Source organism: Lacinutrix mariniflava (assembly GCF_001418015.1).
Taxonomy (GTDB): domain Bacteria; phylum Bacteroidota; class Bacteroidia; order Flavobacteriales; family Flavobacteriaceae; genus Lacinutrix; species Lacinutrix mariniflava.
On the sequence record NZ_LIQG01000017.1, the window covers coordinates 119731 to 138749 of the forward strand.

Annotated in this window: 17 protein-coding genes; 16 read left to right on the plus strand and 1 reads right to left on the minus strand. The window is 32.9% G+C overall.

Annotation, left to right across the window (positions count from 1 at the left end; translation table 11 throughout):
* The first annotated feature begins 110 nt into the window (after positions 1-110).
* From ASC44_RS01955 to ASC44_RS01975, 5 genes are all read left to right on the plus strand, one after another.
* Complete coding sequence (locus tag ASC44_RS01955; RefSeq protein ID WP_241491392.1) at positions 111-1619, plus strand: BCCT family transporter; 1509 nt, start codon at positions 111-113, stop codon at positions 1617-1619.
* A gap of 7 nt (positions 1620-1626) precedes the next feature.
* Entirely contained in the window at positions 1627-2256 is a 630-nt protein-coding gene (locus tag ASC44_RS01960; protein WP_055445943.1) for an alpha-ketoglutarate-dependent dioxygenase AlkB family protein, read from the plus strand.
* A gap of 256 nt (positions 2257-2512) precedes the next feature.
* Positions 2513-3178: an oxygen-insensitive NAD(P)H nitroreductase gene (gene nfsB, locus ASC44_RS01965; RefSeq protein WP_055445944.1), complete on the plus strand. Its 666-nt coding sequence runs from the start codon at positions 2513-2515 to the stop codon at positions 3176-3178.
* 20 nt (positions 3179-3198) lie between these two features.
* Positions 3199-4206, plus strand: coding sequence for a zinc-binding alcohol dehydrogenase family protein (locus tag ASC44_RS01970; protein WP_055445945.1), 1008 nt, complete (start codon positions 3199-3201; stop codon positions 4204-4206).
* A gap of 448 nt (positions 4207-4654) precedes the next feature.
* Positions 4655-5137, plus strand: coding sequence for a cupin domain-containing protein (locus ASC44_RS01975; RefSeq protein ID WP_055445946.1), 483 nt, complete (start codon positions 4655-4657; stop codon positions 5135-5137).
* A 271-nt stretch (positions 5138-5408) separates the two neighbouring features.
* On the opposite strand, the gene ASC44_RS01980 is transcribed toward ASC44_RS01975, so the two are convergent.
* A complete protein-coding gene (locus ASC44_RS01980; RefSeq protein WP_055445947.1) occupies positions 5409-5798 on the minus strand; it encodes a winged helix-turn-helix transcriptional regulator in 390 nt (129 codons plus the stop codon).
* Positions 5799-6020: 222 nt separating this feature from the next.
* Here ASC44_RS01980 and ASC44_RS01985 point away from each other — a divergent pair, with 222 nt between their 5' ends.
* The 11 genes from ASC44_RS01985 to aspT all read left to right on the plus strand — a co-directional run bounded on the left by ASC44_RS01985 (position 6021) and on the right by aspT (position 19002).
* A complete protein-coding gene (locus ASC44_RS01985) occupies positions 6021-6644 on the plus strand; it encodes a putative quinol monooxygenase (protein WP_055445948.1) in 624 nt (207 codons plus the stop codon).
* Between the two features lie 12 nt (positions 6645-6656).
* Positions 6657-7559: a hypothetical protein gene (locus ASC44_RS01990; protein WP_055445949.1), complete on the plus strand. Its 903-nt coding sequence runs from the start codon at positions 6657-6659 to the stop codon at positions 7557-7559.
* A 28-nt stretch (positions 7560-7587) separates the two neighbouring features.
* Positions 7588-8442, plus strand: coding sequence for an acetolactate decarboxylase (gene budA / locus ASC44_RS01995; RefSeq protein ID WP_055445950.1), 855 nt, complete (start codon positions 7588-7590; stop codon positions 8440-8442).
* Positions 8443-8478: 36 nt separating this feature from the next.
* Positions 8479-9996 carry an antibiotic biosynthesis monooxygenase gene (locus tag ASC44_RS02000; RefSeq protein ID WP_055445951.1) on the plus strand — a complete coding sequence of 506 codons (1518 nt, stop codon included), beginning with the start codon at positions 8479-8481 and terminating at the stop codon, positions 9994-9996.
* 213 nt (positions 9997-10209) lie between these two features.
* A complete protein-coding gene (locus tag ASC44_RS02005; protein ID WP_055445952.1) occupies positions 10210-10728 on the plus strand; it encodes a nuclear transport factor 2 family protein in 519 nt (172 codons plus the stop codon).
* 39 nt (positions 10729-10767) lie between these two features.
* On the plus strand, positions 10768-11709 hold the full coding sequence (locus ASC44_RS02010; protein WP_055445953.1) for an NADP-dependent oxidoreductase: 942 nt from the start codon (positions 10768-10770) through the stop codon (positions 11707-11709).
* 29 nt (positions 11710-11738) lie between these two features.
* Entirely contained in the window at positions 11739-12365 is a 627-nt protein-coding gene (locus ASC44_RS02015; RefSeq protein ID WP_055445954.1) for a putative quinol monooxygenase, read from the plus strand.
* Positions 12362-14200, plus strand: coding sequence for an antibiotic biosynthesis monooxygenase (locus ASC44_RS02020; RefSeq protein ID WP_055445955.1), 1839 nt, complete (start codon positions 12362-12364; stop codon positions 14198-14200). Before ASC44_RS02015 ends, ASC44_RS02020 begins: the two co-directional genes overlap by 4 nt.
* A 29-nt stretch (positions 14201-14229) precedes the next feature.
* On the plus strand, positions 14230-15720 hold the full coding sequence (locus tag ASC44_RS02025; RefSeq protein ID WP_055445956.1) for an aldehyde dehydrogenase family protein: 1491 nt from the start codon (positions 14230-14232) through the stop codon (positions 15718-15720).
* A 273-nt stretch (positions 15721-15993) separates the two neighbouring features.
* Positions 15994-17268, plus strand: a complete 1275-nt coding sequence (locus ASC44_RS02030) for a DcaP family trimeric outer membrane transporter (RefSeq protein WP_055445957.1) — start codon at positions 15994-15996, stop codon at positions 17266-17268.
* Positions 17269-17304: 36 nt separating this feature from the next.
* Positions 17305-19002: an aspartate-alanine antiporter gene (gene aspT / locus ASC44_RS02035; RefSeq protein WP_055445958.1), complete on the plus strand. Its 1698-nt coding sequence runs from the start codon at positions 17305-17307 to the stop codon at positions 19000-19002.
* Positions 19003-19019 lie beyond the last annotated feature (17 nt).

Below are 19019 nucleotides of genomic sequence, written 5' to 3' on the forward strand. Positions count from 1 at the left end.
ATAATAATACTTAAAAAGACTAAGAATAATTATATCCAATAGAATTTTAAATTATTTAACACGGATTAAATTTAAAATCTAATTCCTATTTTTACATAAACAATAATAATTTGATTATAAAAAATATAAAAAACCATTCGATTCTATTAATATCAGTAAGCATTATATTTGCTTGTACATTGATTGTGTTTTTTGCAACCGAAGCAAGTTATAATGCTATTGAAAGTGCTTCATTATGGGTTCGGAATTATTTTGGATACTTCTATTTGTACTTAGGTTTTGGTTGTGTTGTAGCATTACTATTGGTAGCGTTTTCTAAATATGGAAACATAAAATTAGGCAGTTCAGATTCTAAACCAGAATACTCGTTGTGGTCTTGGATTGCTATGTTGTATAGCGCAGGAATGGGTTCTGGTATTTTGCTAAGAGCAGTGCAAGAACCTGTTTATATGCAACAAAATCCGCCTTTTGCATCTGGTGTATCTAATGAAACTGTAGCATTGGAATTCACGTTTTACCAATGGGGAATTACAGCTTGGGCATTTTATGGGCTATTTGCAGTTATTGTTGGTTATGCTTTACATGTCAACAAAAAGAAAGTTAGAATTAGTGCCACTATTGAAGATCGTATTAAAAACGAATCGATAAGAGCAAGTGTAGATATTATCACTATTATCACCACTATTTTTGGATTAATTGCGGCTATTGGTTTAGGTACGACTCAAATTAATGGTGGATTAAATCACGTTTTTAGTACAGATTTTGGACTAATGACAACTATAATTCTTTGTGTTTTTATTTCTACAATAGCCTGCTATTCCGCTTGGCAAGGTGTTAATAAAGGGATTAAAATATTTTCTAAACTAAACATTATTGTCACTTTGGTCATTTTGTTATTCGTTTTTTTTACAAGTGATATTCAGGGTATTGTGGTTTCTTTTTTTACTGCTTTATATCAATACATTATCGACTTTATACCCATGAGTTTGGCAATTGGAAACTATAATCCAGGATTAGAGTTTTTAACAGGATGGACCTTCTATTATTGGGCCTTTTGGTTAGCTTGGGCGCCTTTTACAGGTATATTTATTGCGCGTATTTCTAAAGGAAGAACCATAAGACAGCTGTTGTTAGGCGTTTTAATTATTCCAAGTTTAGGAACCTTCTTTTGGTTTTCGGTTTTTGGATCTTCAGCTTTTCATTTGATTGAAGCTTGGGGCAGTTACGATAATCAATTCGGGAATGTATTCTCATCTATTTTTGTGTTTTTTGAACAGTATCCATTCGCAACATTTTTAAATATAACCTCTATATTTTTATTAATCAGTTTTTTAATTACTTCTGTAGATTCAGCGGTATTCGTGCTAAGTATGTTTACGGATAAAGGGTCCAAAAATCCAAATAAAACGCATCGTGTAATCTGGTCTGTTTTCATCTTATTAGCAACCATTGCTTTAATTCTTTTAGGTAATATTAAGGCAAATGTCAATGTATTGGAAGCTGTGCAACGCTTGTTAATTATCACTTCGCTACCGTTTTCGTTTTTCATCATTATTATGTTTGGCTTTTTTGTAAAAGATCTTAGAAAAAACCGACTAAAAGTTAATAATAAAGAATAGGGTAATTATGGAATCATTCAATCAAATAGATTTGTTTTCGACTAACGAGGTCCATATAACTGAATTTGATTTACCTGGTGCTGCTGTTACTTTATTTGAGAATTTCTTTTCAATAGAAGAAAGCGATCGATTATATAATAGTCTTTTAAAAAACACCAATTGGGAGCAAGACCAAATGGCTATATACGGTAAACAAATAGACTTACCCAGACTTACAGCTTGGTATGGCGATACGGATTTAGAAGTTGCCTATGTTGGAAAAACAACAAAGCTACGGCCTTGGACTGCGGAGCTTTTAAAAATCAAAGAACGCATAGAGCAAGAGGTAGATATCAAATTTTCGCGCTGTTTACTTAATTATTATAGAGATGGAAAAGACAGTGTAGATTGGCATCAGGATTATGAAGCAAATCAACGCAAAAATACCGTTATTGGTTCTGTTACTTTTGGAGAAACAAGACCTTTTCAATTGAAGCACGCAACACGTAAAGATTTAAAACGCTTAGACATTCCTTTAAAACATGGTAGTTTGTTGCTAATGCAAGATGCTACTCAAAATAATTGGAAGCATAAAATTCCGAAAACTACAAAAAAAATTAGACCACGAATAAACCTAACTTTTAGATGGGTTGGATAAAACTAAAATGGTATTAAAAAAAGAGTAACTAAAACTAAATGTACGTTGTGCAGTTTGGAAATTGCTTATTATCTTTTTTATGAAAACTTTAGGAATTACCTTTAATTATACCGGTATTCCCTGTTTTTATACATTAAATTGGATTGATTTTCTAGTTATTTTTGTACTATCATTTATGACCGTTATTGCGAGGTTTTAATACTATACTTACTTTTGTCACTATAAAAATGATAGTTAATTAATAAAACATATAAAAATGAATTTACAAGACACATTAAACTGGAGATATACTACTAAGGAATACGACACAACCAAGAAAATATCTGAACAAGATATGGCACAAGTTAAAAATTTATTACGAATGAGTCCTTCAAGTATTAACCTGCAACCTTGGCACTTTATCGTTGCTGAAACTACAGAAGGTAAAGCACGCATGACAAAAGGAACACAAGGCTTTTTTCATTTTAATGAACCAAAAATAACGAATGCATCAGCTGTAGTCTTGTTTTGTTCGAAAACAAGCGAAGGTGCAGATGACACTTTTTTTAAACACCTTTTAGAAGTACAGGATAAAGACGGAAGATTCCCTAATGAAGACATAAAAAACGGGATGTACGGAGGAATGAACGCTTTTGGAGATATTCATAAATATGATTTAAAAGACTATCAACATTGGATGGAAAAGCAAGTATATCTTAACATTGGTAACTTTTTATTAGGAGTTGCAAGTTTAGGTATCGATGCTACGCCAATGGAAGGTATTGATGTAAAAGCGCTAGACGAAGAATTTGGATTAAGAGCAAAAGGATTCACATCTTTAGTGGTTGTTTCTTTAGGATATAGAGCAGCATCTGATTTTAATTCGACTGACAAAACACCAAAATCTAGATTACCACAAAGTGAAATTATCACTGTAATATAATTGCAAAAATTTTAATTCAGATGAAAGCAATAGGATATAAAGAGAATTTACCAATAGACAATGTAAATTCACTACAAGACATAGAAATAGCGACTCCGAAAGCAACAGGAAGAGATATTTTAGTAGAGATTAAAGCCATTTCGGTAAATCCTGCAGATTACAAAGTACGTTCAAATATGCCTGTACAGGGTGACGATTGGAAAATTATTGGTTGGGACGCAACAGGTATTGTAAAGGAAGTTGGAGAAGATGTCACTTTATTTAAAGTTGGTGATGAGGTTTGGTACGCTGGTGATTTTACACGTCAGGGTAGTTATGCGCAATTTCAGGTGGTAGATGAACGTATTGTGGGTAAAAAACCAACAAGTTTATCGTATGCTGAAGCTGCTGCCTTACCATTAACATCTCTTACTGCTTACGAAATGTTATTTGATAGATTAGAGGTTTCTAAAGACGATGCCAATAAATCTATTTTAATAATAGGAGCAGCTGGTGGCGTTGGTTCTATAATGGTACAATTAGCCAAAAAGCTAACAAAACTGAACATTATTGCTACTGCTTCTCGCGAAGAAACTACCGATTGGTTAAAAGAATTAGGTGCAGATACGGTTATCAACCACAGAAATAAATTGAGTGAAGAGTTTGAAAAATATAACCTTCCTGCTCCAGAATATGTTGTGAGTTTAAATGCTACGGAACAACATGTAGATGAAATTGTAAAGCTGATTAAACCACAAGGGAAATTCGGATTTATTGATGATCCAAAAGTGATGAATGTGATGCCTTTTAAAGGGAAAGCAGTGTCTACACACATTGAGTTAATGTTTACGCGTGCTATGTTTCAAACAGAAGATATGATTGAGCAACACAACATTTTAAACAATGTTTCTCAATTAATAGACAACGGAACAATTAGAACCACTTTAGGGGAGAACTTCGGAAATATTAATGCTGAAAACTTACGTAAAGCACACGCTTTCTTAGAAACCGGAAATGCAAAAGGTAAAATAGTTTTAGAAGGATTTTAATTACGCGTCACTTCGAGTGAATTTTGAGGTACGAAAAAATTAGTATCGAGAAGACTCATAGTTCAGAAGGTTCTCGATACAAAATTCTAAAAAGAATTTCACTCGAACTGACAATCTATATTATTAAAAGATCATCATAAACATACGTCACTTCGAGTGATTTGGAGTTATTGAAAATCAAAATATATTTTTGATTGAAGATATAAGAAGTTTGTATCGAAAAGCCAAATAGATAAGAATGGTTCTCGATATAAAATTCTGAAAATAGAATTTCACTCGAACTGACAAACTAACTATTAATCAATATATAAGATTGTCACTTCGAGTGTTTTTATTGAAATAAAATGGAAATAAAAATGTATCGAGAACTTAGGAATACGGTTGTTTTTCAATACTAACAACTTTAGAATTAATTTCAATCAAACTGACTAAATATATAAATAGAAAAATGAATTTCAAATCAATTATAGCAGCAGTAGCTGTAACCGCTTTATTTGCAAGCAATAGTGTAAATGCACAAGTAAACACCATAGATTCTTTAGCAACATCAAAAGTGCAACATTTCAATTTTGACAAAATGGAATCAGAAACTATTGGAGAAGGAATCAAACGTAAATGGTTCCATGGTGAAAAAGGTCAAATGACAATTTTTAATTTGGAAAAAGGAGCGCATATTCCTTGGCACAAACACCCAAACGAACAGATAACATACATCATGTCTGGTAAGGTTAAAATCAAGACTATTATTGATGGTAAAGAAACATTTGTAGAAGTTGGAGCAGGAGAAGTGATTGTATTTCCTGAAAATGTACCTCACGAATTTTGGGCTTTAGAAGAAACTGTAGATTTAGATGTGCACGTTCCTGTCCGAGAAGATTGGTTGTCTAAAGAGCTTCCAGATTACTTGAAGAAGACAGAAAAACAAGATTAGTGCGTCACTTTTAGTGAATTTTGAGTCATGAGAAATATGTATCAAGAAACCTAATAGATAAAAATGGTTCTCGATACAAAATTCTGAAAAGAATTTCACTCGAACTGACAACCTAAATAAAAACATATTAGATTTTTTAAAAATTTTAACAAATAAAGAAACCGTAATTTATACTAGAAGTAAAGCAGAATTTAAAGATATATAAAAAACAATTATTAAATCCGTAGTGATTAATTAATACCATAAAAGCCACAACATACTGTGGCTTTTTTTATTTCGTTTCTTCAAACAAAAACTCTCCTTTGCTTTCTGCAGCAAACAATCCCCATTCTGTAATAGATTGTAAAATTGGCGAAAGTGTTTGCCCAAATTCAGTAAGCGTATATTCTACTTTCAAAGGTGGTTTTTTTGTAAATACTTTTCTATTTATCATACCGTCAGCTTCTAATTGTTTTAGTTGTAAACTTAATGTACGTTCGGTAATTCCTGGAATCTCCTTTCGTAATTCATTATAACGTCTTTTACCTCCAATTAGGTGGGTAAGAATCACACTTTTCCATTTTCCTCCTATAAGTTCCATAGCGGCACTTGTTGGGCAGAAGGATATTTTATTGTTGATTTTAATCTTTGGTTTTTTTTCAAATAGTTCTTTTCTATCCATTTCTATAGTATTTATTGTTTTCAAATTTACTATACATTAAATTAGTGTGCAACTATATTTTTTATAGTAATAATTCTTTGTTTTATATTATTGATATTCAGTATTTTGAAAATTATTTTTATACTATACTTCTTGACCGTTATTGCACAGTATTCAAACTAAGTATACTTTTGTAACTATAATTTTGATAGTATTAAAAACCAATAAGTTAAAACATATATTATGAAAAGCACAATAGTAAAATTTACCGCAAAACCAGAACACGCTACTAGTTTTGCAACAACATTAAAAGAAGCACAAGCAGCAACACAAAAAGAAGCTGGTAATAAAGAAATTAAAGTATTTGTATCTAAAGCAGACGCCAATGTATTTTTTGTTTATGAACGTTGGGCAGATAAAGCAGCAATAACATCTCACGATAATGAGCCGCACACAAAAAAGTTAATGAAAGTTGGACAAACTGCATTAGCAGGTGCTCCAGATTTTTATTTCTTAGGGGATACAAACCCGTTGCCAGACCATTCTAAATCTGCAAACCCGGAAGATGAAGTATTTATCATTTTCTTCATATTTAAGTTGAAAACAGAATTTAGAGCACAACTTTTAAATCAGTTTGAAGATCATATTAGAAATACAAGAAAAGAGGAAGAAGGAAACATTCTTTTTGATTTATACACGGTAGATGATCAAGAAGATACTTTGGCTGTTTATGAGCATTGGAGAAAAGAATCTGATGTTTGGGACATTCACTTTCACCAACCATACGCAGTAAAAACAGGTAAATTAATGGAAGAAGCTGTTGTTGGAGATTTAAAACAGTATATGAATTTTGTAACTGAAATTTAAAAATTTTTTAAAATGAAAAATATAATTACAGCACTAGTTTACGGAATTATCGTTGCAGTTGGTATTCAGGAAATTTCTGCTCAAGAACCTAGTATGAGAACTTTTAATGAAAACACAAAAGCAGTACAATTAGATAAGGGTACGATGCAAATTTTTGATTACGGTCAAACTAAAGTTCACGTTTACGAAACCAAAGGGTTTTTTAATACACATGCTTTTTTTATTGAAAAAAACGGAAAAGGAGTATTGATTGAAACACCACCAATGAAAGATAATTACAAGGAGCTTGTAAATTATATTGTTGGTTTAGGTTACACAAATATTGATGTGATGGTTTCTTATCATTTAATAGGAAAGCACTTTTTTGATACGGATAAACTAAAATTTAACCATATATATTCTAATCAAGAATCTTTAGATTATATGACGAATTCTGGTAATGAATCGCTCTCAAAATTAGCAGAAGTCTCAGGTGAAGATCTAGACGAAACTACAATAGTACCAACCGATTTGCTAGAAGCAGGAGCACAAGAAATTTCAGGAATTCCTTTTATTATTACGCCAACTGGTTTTGGTTTTGATGTAGAAATGCCAGAAATAAAGGCTGTCCACTTGCATATGGTTGGGCACGATAACCATACTATGATTTTTAATTCTGAATTTATAGACACCGTAATTAACGAGCTTTCTGATTTTCAGGAAAAAGGGTATACCACCTATTTTTCTTCACACAGTGCACCCGAAACTTCGGGAGATGTAACCATTAAAATTAATTATCTTGAAGAAATGAAAGTACTACTTGCTGCTTCTAAAAATAGCGAAGAATTCATTCAGAAAATGGATAAAGCCTATCCTAATTTTGGATGGAGAAATTACTTATTAGGAAGTGCAAATATGTTGTTTACTGAAAACTAATCCAGTTTAACAAAAAAAATCAACCATTATGAAAAAACTAATACTAATATTTTCGTTGGCGCTTGTAGCAAGCTGCGGAAATGAGACTAAAAAAGAAGCAATATCAACTTCGGAAGAAGCACACGGACATTCACATTCTAAAGGTACGGACGAACACGGTTTGGCACCTCATACCGAAAATACCATTCATCAATATGCACCAACGGTTGCCTTGTTAAATAGTATTTACGAAGGTAATATTACGCCGCAACAAATGGTACAACAGGGTAACATTGGTATTGGAACCGTAAATCATTTGGCTGGCGAATTGGTTGCTGTAGACGGAGTGGTATATACGATTGATGCCGAAGGCGGAATCGCAGAAGCACCAGACGATTTAGAATCTCCGAATATGACGATGATAAATTTTCAACCGAAACAAACGGTAACTGTTGAAAATATTGAGTCTTATGAAGATTTAACTAGAGAGCTTCAAAAATATTCAACCTCTAAAAATAGCTTTTACGCATATAGAATTAAGGGTGAATTTAAGCACTTAAAAATGGCTTCAGCGCACAAAGTAGAGAACGAAGATGTGTCTTTATTTGAGTATTTAGACACACGTGTAATGTATACTAGAGATAATATTAAAGGGACTTTGGTTGGCTTATTTACACCAGATTATTTAGGAAACATCGTGATTCCAGGAATGCATTTTCACTTTTTATCAGACGATATAAAATTGGGAGGACATTTAGAAGACATCAAATTTGATAAACTGTCTATTGAAATTCAAGAGGTAAACCAAGTGAATTTACAACTTCCAGAAACTGAAAAATTCAGAAATAAAGATTTAAAACAAGGTGCAGCACCAAAGGCTACAGCAAAACAAAACGGAAAATAATATTGCTCAAAAAAAGCAACTAATTAAAATATAAAGATGAAAAACATACTAATGGCGATTTTTAGTGTCTTGATTATTACAAGTTGTTCTGATAAAAAAGAAACACCAACCATCACACAAATGGTAACTTTTTCTGTTAAACCAGAATACATACAAGCGTTTAGAGAAGCACAAGTAAATAGCTTAAATGCTTCTTTAAAAGAAGAAGGAAATTTAGAAATGAAGTTGTATGCTAATGATAATAACCCTTACGAACTTTCTGTATATTCTAAATGGAAAAACAAGGAGGTTTATGAATTGCATAAAACATTACCACATAGCAAAGCGTTAGCACCATTGTTTGAAAAAGCACTTGCTAGTGCACCAAAAGTGGTGAGATTAGAAGATACAAAATACCCTCATATAGATTCTAAAAAGTTAATTACAACAGGTGATGAGCGCGCTGTATTTATGCCTATTACTATAAAAGAGGAGTATAGAGATCAGGTAATTAAACAATTTGAAAATTATGCTGACAATGCAAGAAAACAAGAAGGAAACATCTTTTTTGATTTTTACACGGTGGAAGGAGATGCAAATGCTTTTTATGTTTACGAAAACTGGAAAAATGGCGATGATATTTGGGCTGCATACGTAGCACAACCATTTGTTACAGAAAGTAAACAGTTATTAGATAAGGCACGCATAAATATAAGGGAAGATCGCGATGTTGTTTTTGCATCTGAATATGATGAGACTACTTTAAATGAAAACTATACTTTAGAAAAATTATGGGAGGTAGAAGATGTAATTATGCCAGAATCTATATTATCAATACCTAATCACGACTTTGTATATGTATCTGTTATTAATACGTATGAAAAACCAGGATATATCAGTAGATATACTAAAAATGGGGTTTTAGATGCTAAGAAATGGGTTGAAGGCATTGCTATCCCAACAGGTAAAGCTTTTTATAATGGAAACATGTATGTAGTTGACCAGTCTCAGGTTCATATTATCAATATTGAAACAGCTAAAATTATAAAAACAATACCATCCGAAGCTAAAACCTTAAATGACATTACTATAGGAAAAGATGGTGTTGGTTATATTTCAGACATAACAACAGGTCGAATTTTTAGATTAAAAGATGATAAAATAACGTTTTGGTTGCACTCTGATGAGTTTCCAACTCCTAATGGAGTATTACTTAAAGAGGGCAATTTAATTGTAGGTAGCATAGGAGATGAGTTGTCTCAAAGTTTAAAACCAGAACAATTAGGGTCTTTGTTTAAAATTAATCTAGAAGACAAATCTATAACTACAATAAAGCCCTCAGAAAGAATGGGAGCAATAGATGGTGTTGTGCCATTTAAAAATGGAATGATTGTTAGCGATCCAATGAATGGTAAAATATTCTATGTAACCAATTACAAAAAAGAAGTAATTACAGATAATACAAGTTTTGGGGGTAGTAATGCTGACTTAGGTATTGATAATCAAACTCAAGTATTATTTGTGCCTTATTTGTTTCATAATAAAATAGCTGCTTATAAAATTGTAAAAAAGTAGTTACAGTTGAGAATAATATATGTTCTAAAAATTAACACAAATCATTCATAAAAAGAAAGTATCATTTTTGTTAATTAAATCATAAAATATTGATATTAAATAAATTACGGACACAATACACCATTAAAGGTACATTATTTACCATTACTAAACTACAAGACATTTATAGATTTGTAGTGTCATTAAAATTAACAAATAACTAAAATTAAAATTATGAAAAAAGTACAACTAACAGTAGTCTTAATTGGTGCTATCTTATTAGCATCTTGTTCTGATAATTCTGGGGAATTAAAAAAATTAAATGAAAACATTACAAATTTGGAATCTAAAATAGAAGTTCAAAATCAGGAGCAAGCGACTTTAGAGGCAAACAAAAAAGTAGTAACAGATTTTTATCAAGACCTCTTCGGAAACCAGAATTATCAAAACATAGATAAATATGTTGGTCCGGTTTACATTCAGCACAACCCTAATGTTGCAGATGGTAGAGAAGCGCTTAAAGAAATGTTACCTATTTGGTTAAAAGATGCTCCTAAATTTAAACTCAACTTCAATCTTATTGTTGCAGAAAAAGACCTAGTTTTTGTACAAGTAATTACAAATAAAGAAGGTGATAGAACCTCTACAATGGATGTTTTTAGAATTACAGACGGTAAAATTTCTGAACATTGGGATGCGTTTAACACCTTCAATAAAGGAGATAAATCTGCGAACGATAATCCTTTATTTTAATCAAATTCATCAAATATAATTTTTTTAAAAACACACATTATGAAAGCAATAGTATTAGAAAAAGCAGGAGGACCAGAAAACCTTCATTTAGCAGAAGTAGAAAAGCCAAGCATAAAAGAAAACGAAGTGTTAGTTGCTGTTAAAGCAATTTCATTAAACCCTGCAGATGTAAAACCAAAGTACGCTGACAAAATGTTGGATTCAATGTACGGTAAAAATCGTCCAGTTATTTTAGGATGGGATATTGCAGGAACAGTAACTGAGGCTGGTACAGCCGTTACCGATTTTAAAGTAGGTGATACTGTTTTTGGGATGGTAAACTTTCCAGGAGCAGGTAAAGCATACGCGGAATTTGTTGCAGCACCAGAAGCTCATTTAGCACTTATGCCAAGCAACGTTTCTTTTGAAGAAGCTGCTGCGACCACTTTGGCTGCTTTAACGGCATTACAAATTTTAGAAGGAAAAATAAATAAAGGCGATAAAGTTTTAATACAAGCAGGTTCTGGTGGTGTTGGCCATTTTGCAATACAAATTGCAAAGAGTTTTGGTGCGTATGTTATTGCAACTGCATCAGCCAAGAACAAAGATTTTATACTGTCTATTGGAGCAGATGAAGCTATTGATTATCATACCCAAAATTTTGAAGAGGTGTTGTCTGATATAGACTTTGTTTTGGATACTCAAGGTGGTCAAGTATTAGTGAACTCCACTAAGGTTTTAAAAGATGGAGGAACAGTAATTACCACTTTTGGTATGGATATGCCCGAGGAAGCTAAAGCTATAGCAGAGAAAGAAAACAAAACGGTTTCTAATATTTTAGTGCATTCTAGCGCTAAAGATATGAACACTTTAAAAGGAATGATAGAAAGTGGTGCTATCAAACCAAACATCTATAAAACGTTTGCTTTTGAAGATATGGCAGACGCGCATAGAGAAGTTGAAAAAGGGAGAACAGTAGGTAAAGTGATTGTTACTCTTTAGAATTAATCAATAATTTAAAATCAAGTAAAATGATAAAAGTTATAGGTCAGTTTGAAGTAAAACCAGCATTCCGTTCTCAATTTAAAGAGGCTTTAATGACTGTAAAAAAGGGAAGTGTTGAAGAACCAGGATGTTTGGGTATTCGCTTGTTTGAAGACAAGCAAAACCCTAATATGTTTTTTGGATATGAATTGTTTACCGGAGAAGAGGCTGTGGCATTTCATCGTTCTCAACCCTACGAACTAAAACTAGCAGAATTAGCAAATGAAGCACTTGTAAATCCACCTAAAGCTTATGTTTTGGTTGGTGAAGTTTCCGAAGAAAAAGGAGTTGAAGAGTTTAGTAGTACTGCAAATTCAGCAGAACTACGTGTTATTGCTTTGTTTGATATTAAAGCTGATGAAAACAAAAAACTGATCGCACAATACGAGAAGCAAATTCCGAATGTGCGAGCACAAGATGATTGTGTTTCTTTCAATGCATATACGGTTTTAGAAAATCCAAATCAGTTAGTGGTTATTGAAGAATGGAAGACGCAAGAATTTGCACAGAAATTTTCTACAACAGACGCACTTTCTATGGAAACTGGTAAAGTGTTATCAGAAACATTAGAACGTCCTATTCCAGAATATTTACATCAAGTAAACGAGATATGAAAAATTCAATTTACACAATAGTAGTACTGCTAGTCATTGTATTAGTAGGATGTAAGGACAAAGAAGTGCCAAAAGTTTCAACAGATAAAGAAAGTGAGGAGCTAATTACTAACGATTTTTCTGTAGCTATAAAATGGGAATTAGACGGGTTTAAAATGCCGGAATCTGTGTATGCCTCACCAAATCATAAATGGTTGTATGTTTCTAACACCAATGGTGCAGCACCTGGTTTTATAAGTCGCGTTTCTAAAGATGGAGTAATTGACAACCTTAATTGGACAACCGGATTAACTGCTCCTACAGGTTCTGATATTTATAAAAACACCTTGTATGTTGCCGACCAAAAGCAAGTGCATCTTATAAATCTAGATAACGGAAGTATCATAAAAAGTTACACAGACAACGAAGCAGGTTCTTTAAATGACTTAACCATAAACCAAAAAACAGGACAAGTTTTTATTTCTGATGTACCTGGTGGTAAAATTTACACTATTGAGAATGACAAATTAGTGGTGTGGTTACAGTCGGATAAAATTCCGTTTCCGAATGGTGTTTTTGTAGAAAACAACACGTTGGTTGTTGCTAATTACGGACTAGAAAATGGAGAAGGATTAATGCGAAAAGAATGGAAACCTGAAGATTTTGGTTCATTATATAACATTGATATCACCTCTAAAAAGGTAACGTTAATAACTTCTTCAAATAAAAAAGGAGTGTTTGATGGTGTTACATCTTTTAACGGTGTTTTGCTTGCCAGCAGTAACCCAACAGGACAATTATTCACGTTTGATGGTGATAAAAGCTATTTAATTGATGCGTCTTCCAAAGGAATTGCAGACATTAATACGGATGGTGAAATCATTTATGCACCTTATATTTTCGATAATAAATTGATTGCCTACCAGCCCGTTTCTTGGGATAGAATTACTACTAAAGAAGGTTATATAGAAAAAGGAGCCGACAATTATTATGGTGATGAAGGCGGAACTTCTATTGCGACTAGCGATGGAATTATTAAAGGGAATTTTGGTGGACAAGAATTGAAAGGGACTTGGAATTGGGAAGGTGAATATTTCTGTAGAACAAGTACTCTAGGAACAATGGATTTAGGTTCAGACTGTATTCAGATTGATGTTACAGATACTAAAATGCGATTAATTTTAAATAAAGGAGCAGGAATGTCTGTGGTTTATGATAAAAAGAAAGACCCAGAAATTACCATTTTATCAACTTTTAAAATAAAATCGGACAAGATTGATTTGTTTAAAAAGGAAATGCTAGCCAATCAAGATGTGGTGCGTAAAGAGGCTGGAACTTTAGAAATTAAGTTGTTTCAAGATAAAAACAATCCAGAAAATTTTTTGGTCTTCGGAATAAATGAAGGAGAAAAGACTTTAGAATCTCATACGGAAGCAGTAGACAAAAGAGGAATTGCAGATCGCGTAAAATCGGCTTTGATAGAAGCGCCTAAAACCTTGTTTTTAAATAACGAAAAACCATTACCAACTAATGATTTTAGTCAAATTAAAGTGGACAATAATGAAGTGTTATTGTTTTTCATTTTTGAAATTAAAGAAGGCTATAAAGAAGAGTTTGTGAAACAATTAATAAAGCACACAGAACTTACCAGACAAGAAGAAGGCAACATCCGTTTTGATTTTTACAGCATTAAAGGAAAAGAAAATTCTTTTGCATTGCAACAACGTTGGAAAAATGATGAAGCTGGTGTTACCCACAGAAAACAATCGTATACACAGGTTACAGATAAATTAATGAAAGAGGCTATTATAGCATCTTCTCAGCAAGAATTTTTTGTGAATCAGATTGAAAAATAGAAAAAATTAATTAAGAAAACATACCAAAAATGAAAACACAAGAAGAATTACCTGATTACACCAAAAAAATATTTGTTGGTGGCGAATGGAAAGATGGAAAAGGACCAGTAATAAAAGATATAAATCCTTGGAATCAAGAGGAGTTATTCTCTTTAAACGGTGCCACAGAGGATGATGTAAATGAAGCTTTTGAAACAGCTGCAATTGCACAAAAAAAATGGGCTGCAGTATTACCTCCAGAAAAGAGCAGAATGATGCAAAAACTAGCTACGGTTGTTAGAAATCGTAAACAAGAATTTGCAGAATGGGCACGAAAAGAAGTAGGAGCAACTTTGGCAAAAGGCTATTTTGAAGCTGAGTTAGTAGCTAGTGTTTTTGAAAGCGCTGTGCATTTACCATTATTAGTAGAAGGTAAAATTTTACCAAGAGATATAGAGGGTAAAGAATCTATTGCAGTTAGAAAACCATTAGGAGTAATAGGATTAATTTCTCCTTGGAATTTCCCAGGACAATTAACAGCTCGTACTTTAGGACCTGCGTTAGCGGTTGGTAATGCAGTGGTTTTAAAACCAGCATCAACATCTATAGTTACTGGAGGATTAATTTTCGCTTCATTTCTAGAAGAAGCAGGTTTCCCAAAAGGATTATTAAGTGTGTTGCCTGGTGGAGGTGGAACTATTGGTACTGCAATTACAAAGCATCCAATCTCAAAATTAATTTCTTTTACAGGTTCAACTCCGGTTGGTCGTCAAGTAGGGCAAAATGCGTTGAGTGCAGATATTATTAAAAATATCGAATTAGAATTGGGTGGTAACAGTCCGTTTGTAGTGCTTGAAGATGCAGATATTGATCAAGCTGTAGAAGCTGCTGCTTGGGGTAAATTTATGAATCAAGGTCAGATTTGTATGGCGATTAACAGAATTATCGTAGAAGATAAAGTCTATGATGAATTCACAGAGAAGTTTATCGCAAAAGTTAAAACCTTAAAACGTTTGGATATGAATGATCCTGACACGTTTGTAGGACCAATTATAGATCAAGCACAATTTGACACCGTTAAAAATTTAATAGACGAAGCTAAAGCACAGGGTTATAAAATGGCTTTAGGTGGTGAAGCAGATGGTTTGCATATGCCACCACACGTTTTTGTAGATACAGATGAAAACTGTCCGTTATTCAAAAACGAGATTTTTGGACCAGCAGTTTCTATTACACGTGCTAAAGATATGGAAGACGCATTGCGTCTAGCTAATGCTACAGATTTTGGTTTGTCTAGTTCTGTATTTACACAAGACGAAGCTAAAGGAATGGCATTTGCACAAGGTATTGAAGCAGGTATGACACATATTAACGATCAGCCCGTAAATGATAGTGCTTATGCACCATTTGGTGGCGTTAAAAACTCAGGATTAGGTCGTTTTAATGGACAATGGGGTGTAAAATCGTTTACCGTAGCACATTGGATTACTATTCAAAAAACACCAAGAAAGTATCCTTTTAAGGCATCAGATTTTCAATAGAAACAGGTAAAGTCTTATTTGTAACATTAGAAAGCCCTATTCTTGAATATTTACATCAAAAAAGTGTATTGTAAACACTATTGAACATTAAATATAAGATCTTTTTTTACTAAACTGACTTATGTCATTTGTGGGGCTTTTATTGAAGACTAGTTTCGCCAATATAAGCTTTAAGCATATGACTAAGTTTAGTAATTAAAGACAGTCATCAATATGGCTTCAGAGTAATACATATGATAATAGTATAATTAAAAATCGTTAAGATTTTCTAAGATGCCAAAACCAAAAAAAATGACAACCAACTTTAAAATAGTAGTAACTTTTTGCTTTACAATGCTAGGTGCTTATGCCTTTGCACAAGATAGCGTAGATACACTATCCGTAAATCAACAAAATAATACAAAAGACAATCAGGATCCGCTTCCGGTTAGAGAAAAAAGGAGTCGTTATAAAGAGAATCGGAAATCAAAGAAAATATCACTCGATTTTATAGGTTATATTAAGCTAATTGGCGGATTAGATTTAGGGAATATTCAAAATACTAGCGAGTTTTATCCTAGTAAAATTCCGATTTATCCAACTTTGCGTGAAGAAAAACCGCGTAGTTTTTTAGATGCTAGACAAACACGACTTGCTGTAGATGGTAAGTATGAAGTATCAGATACTGAGAAAATTCACATTTATGTAGAAATGGATTTTTTCAACACAGAAGCTGCAACCAGCTTTGTACCACATTTACGCCATGCTTACGGAGAATATAAAGGGTTTTTAATTGGTCAAACGTGGAGTACCATGAAAAACACGTCAGCTTTTCCTGTACAAGTAGATTTCGAAGGACCAAATAGTATTACGGGACCTAGAAATCCAATGATTAGATATACACAGTCCATTAATAACAAGTATTCTTATGCTGTAGCTTTAGAAACGCATAGTGAAGATTATACACCTTTTGATGTTAATATAGATGACAGCATGGCTTTTTTATATGTTCCAGATTTAATAGGATATATACAAAAGAACGGTAACTGGGGAAACCTTAGACTAACAGGGATTCTTAAAAATATGTCATATACAAATACCAGCTCAGATGCTATTAAAAGCATAACTAGTGGAGGTGCAGCGGTTTCTGGTATCGTTAAATTTTTAAATAGAAAAGAAATTAATGATGATATTAGATTTAGCTACACGTATGGAGTTGGTATTGCACATTACATAAACGATTTAAGAGGTCAAGGTTTGGATGCCGCACCAGATAATAATGATGATATGTCACCAATACCTGCTATGGGAGGATTTCTAGCCTACAAGCATGCATGGAGTAAAACAGCGACGTCTAGTGCTGTTTTTAGCTTTACGAGTATTGATAATTCTGATTATACAGAAGATAGTATGTATGATTTTTCTACGTATGGTGCAGTAAATTATATGTGGTCTCCTGTAGATAGATTGGATTATGGAATAGAACTTATTTACGGAAAAAATCAAAATAAATTAGGTGATAACGGCGTAGGGTATCGTGCCCAGTTCATGGCAATCTACCACCTGTAATCTAATTACAAATCAGTACTAAAATTAAAACATATTATGGAAATTATTTACAATACACTCAGAAATTTCCCTTATCTCACCTTGTTTTTAGCAATTGCTATTGGGTATTTTGTAGGGAAGTTTAAAATTGGAAAATTCACCCTTGGTGGTGTAGCAGGTACATTAATTATGGCTGTAGTTATTGGTCAAGTTGGTGGGTTTGAAATTAGTGGAGAAGTTAAAAGTCTCTTCTTTGCTTTGTTTATTTTTATGGTAGGTTATTTAGGCGGTCCGCAATTTTTTGCTTCATTAAAATTATCTTCTTTAAAGTTTTTAGTAGCCGCCTTTTCAATGACGGTTTTAGGATTATTAGCAGTAGTCGGTCTTTCAATGTGGATGGGTCTTGACAAAGGTATGGCTGCCGGATTGGCTGCAGGAGGATTAACTCAATCTGCAATAATTGGTACAGCAGGAGAAGCGATAGATAAATTGGGATTAGCCACAGAGGTAGCCAAAATTATGAAAACAAACGTAGCTGTTGGTTATTCAATTACTTACATCTTTGGTTCTATCGGACCAATTTTAATGGTCTCTTTTATTCCAATAGTAATGAAATGGGATATTAGAGCAGAGGCTAAAAAACTAGCGGCAAAACTTGGTGGTAGTAAAGAAATGGTAGAAGGCGAATTTGATCCCATCAAAAGAGTAGATACTAGAGTATTCAAAACTTCAAAAACATCAAAGTATTTGAGTAAAACAGTTCAAGATTTTGAAGCTGATTTTAATTCTAATTTAACGGTAGAGCTTGTTATTAGCGATGGTAAAAACATAGAGCCTACAGTAGATTTTCAAATTAAAGAAGGCGATATTTTATTTGTAACAGGATTAATAACTGCCTTTTCTAATGCTAGTAATACTTTAGGTGAAGAGATTTCAGAAATTGGAGCAAACATTGATTTTACAGAAGAGCAAAGACACGTTATTATTTCAAATAAAAAACTACAAGGCAAGACTTTAGCTGAAATCCGTAAGCAATTAGGTCTAACTAAAACACACGGTGTTTATATAAATAGCATTGTTAGAATGTCTCATGAATTAGCGGTTTTAGATAATACTGAAATTCATGCTGGTGACGAAATAACATTGGTTGGTAAGACCAAAGACTTAGATAGAATAGAAAAAGAAATAGGATATAAGCCAACGTCAATCAATAGTACAGATTTTATAGTCTTTGGTTTAGGTATGGTCGTTGGTTATTTAATCGGCGAAATTAATTTTGATATCAATGGAACAAACGTTGCGTTAGGCTCAGGATTAGGCTGTTTAGTTTCTGGTTTAATCATTGGTTTTTTAAGAACAAAACACCCAAAAATGGGAGGTATAAACGTTGGTGCTGCTAGTTTTATTCAAACTTTCGGACTTGCTGTTTTTGTAGGTATCGTTGGCTTAAATGCTGGTGCTCCTGCTTTTCAAGCTATTCTAAAAAGCGGTATTACCTTATTCCTTTTAGGAATTTTAGTAACAATGATACCTATGATTGTTCAGTTTATTATGAACTTCTATATTTTAAAAATAAGAAATCCTGTAGAAGCTTTAGGTGTACTTGTTGGAAGTAAAAGTGCCAATCCAGCATTCTCATCTCTATTAGATAAAACACAAAACGCAACACCAACGCCAACATTTACAATGACATACGCGGTGGCAAATATATTTTTAACACTTTGGGGACCAATAATTATTGCATTGATGCCTTAAATTATAAAACACATTAT

Excerpts from the sequence above, each read along its gene's own strand:
- ASC44_RS02015 (WP_055445954.1), top strand. The coding sequence starts at position 11,739 with ATGATAAAAGTTATAGGTCAGTTTGAAGTAAAACCAGCATTCCGTTCT.
- ASC44_RS01980 (WP_055445947.1), bottom strand. The coding sequence starts at position 5,798 with ATGGATAGAAAAGAACTATTTGAAAAAAAACCAAAGATTAAAATCAAC.
- ASC44_RS02005 (WP_055445952.1), top strand. The coding sequence starts at position 10,210 with ATGAAAAAAGTACAACTAACAGTAGTCTTAATTGGTGCTATCTTATTA.
- ASC44_RS01990 (WP_055445949.1), top strand. The coding sequence starts at position 6,657 with ATGAAAAATATAATTACAGCACTAGTTTACGGAATTATCGTTGCAGTT.
- ASC44_RS02000 (WP_055445951.1), top strand. The coding sequence starts at position 8,479 with ATGAAAAACATACTAATGGCGATTTTTAGTGTCTTGATTATTACAAGT.
- aspT (WP_055445958.1), top strand. The coding sequence starts at position 17,305 with ATGGAAATTATTTACAATACACTCAGAAATTTCCCTTATCTCACCTTG.
- ASC44_RS02025 (WP_055445956.1), top strand. The coding sequence starts at position 14,230 with ATGAAAACACAAGAAGAATTACCTGATTACACCAAAAAAATATTTGTT.
- ASC44_RS02020 (WP_055445955.1), top strand. The coding sequence starts at position 12,362 with ATGAAAAATTCAATTTACACAATAGTAGTACTGCTAGTCATTGTATTA.
- ASC44_RS02030 (WP_055445957.1), top strand. The coding sequence starts at position 15,994 with ATGCCAAAACCAAAAAAAATGACAACCAACTTTAAAATAGTAGTAACT.
- ASC44_RS01975 (WP_055445946.1), top strand. The coding sequence starts at position 4,655 with ATGAATTTCAAATCAATTATAGCAGCAGTAGCTGTAACCGCTTTATTT.
- nfsB (WP_055445944.1), top strand. The coding sequence starts at position 2,513 with ATGAATTTACAAGACACATTAAACTGGAGATATACTACTAAGGAATAC.
- budA (WP_055445950.1), top strand. The coding sequence starts at position 7,588 with ATGAAAAAACTAATACTAATATTTTCGTTGGCGCTTGTAGCAAGCTGC.
- ASC44_RS01970 (WP_055445945.1), top strand. The coding sequence starts at position 3,199 with ATGAAAGCAATAGGATATAAAGAGAATTTACCAATAGACAATGTAAAT.
- ASC44_RS01960 (WP_055445943.1), top strand. The coding sequence starts at position 1,627 with ATGGAATCATTCAATCAAATAGATTTGTTTTCGACTAACGAGGTCCAT.
- ASC44_RS02010 (WP_055445953.1), top strand. The coding sequence starts at position 10,768 with ATGAAAGCAATAGTATTAGAAAAAGCAGGAGGACCAGAAAACCTTCAT.
- ASC44_RS01985 (WP_055445948.1), top strand. The coding sequence starts at position 6,021 with ATGAAAAGCACAATAGTAAAATTTACCGCAAAACCAGAACACGCTACT.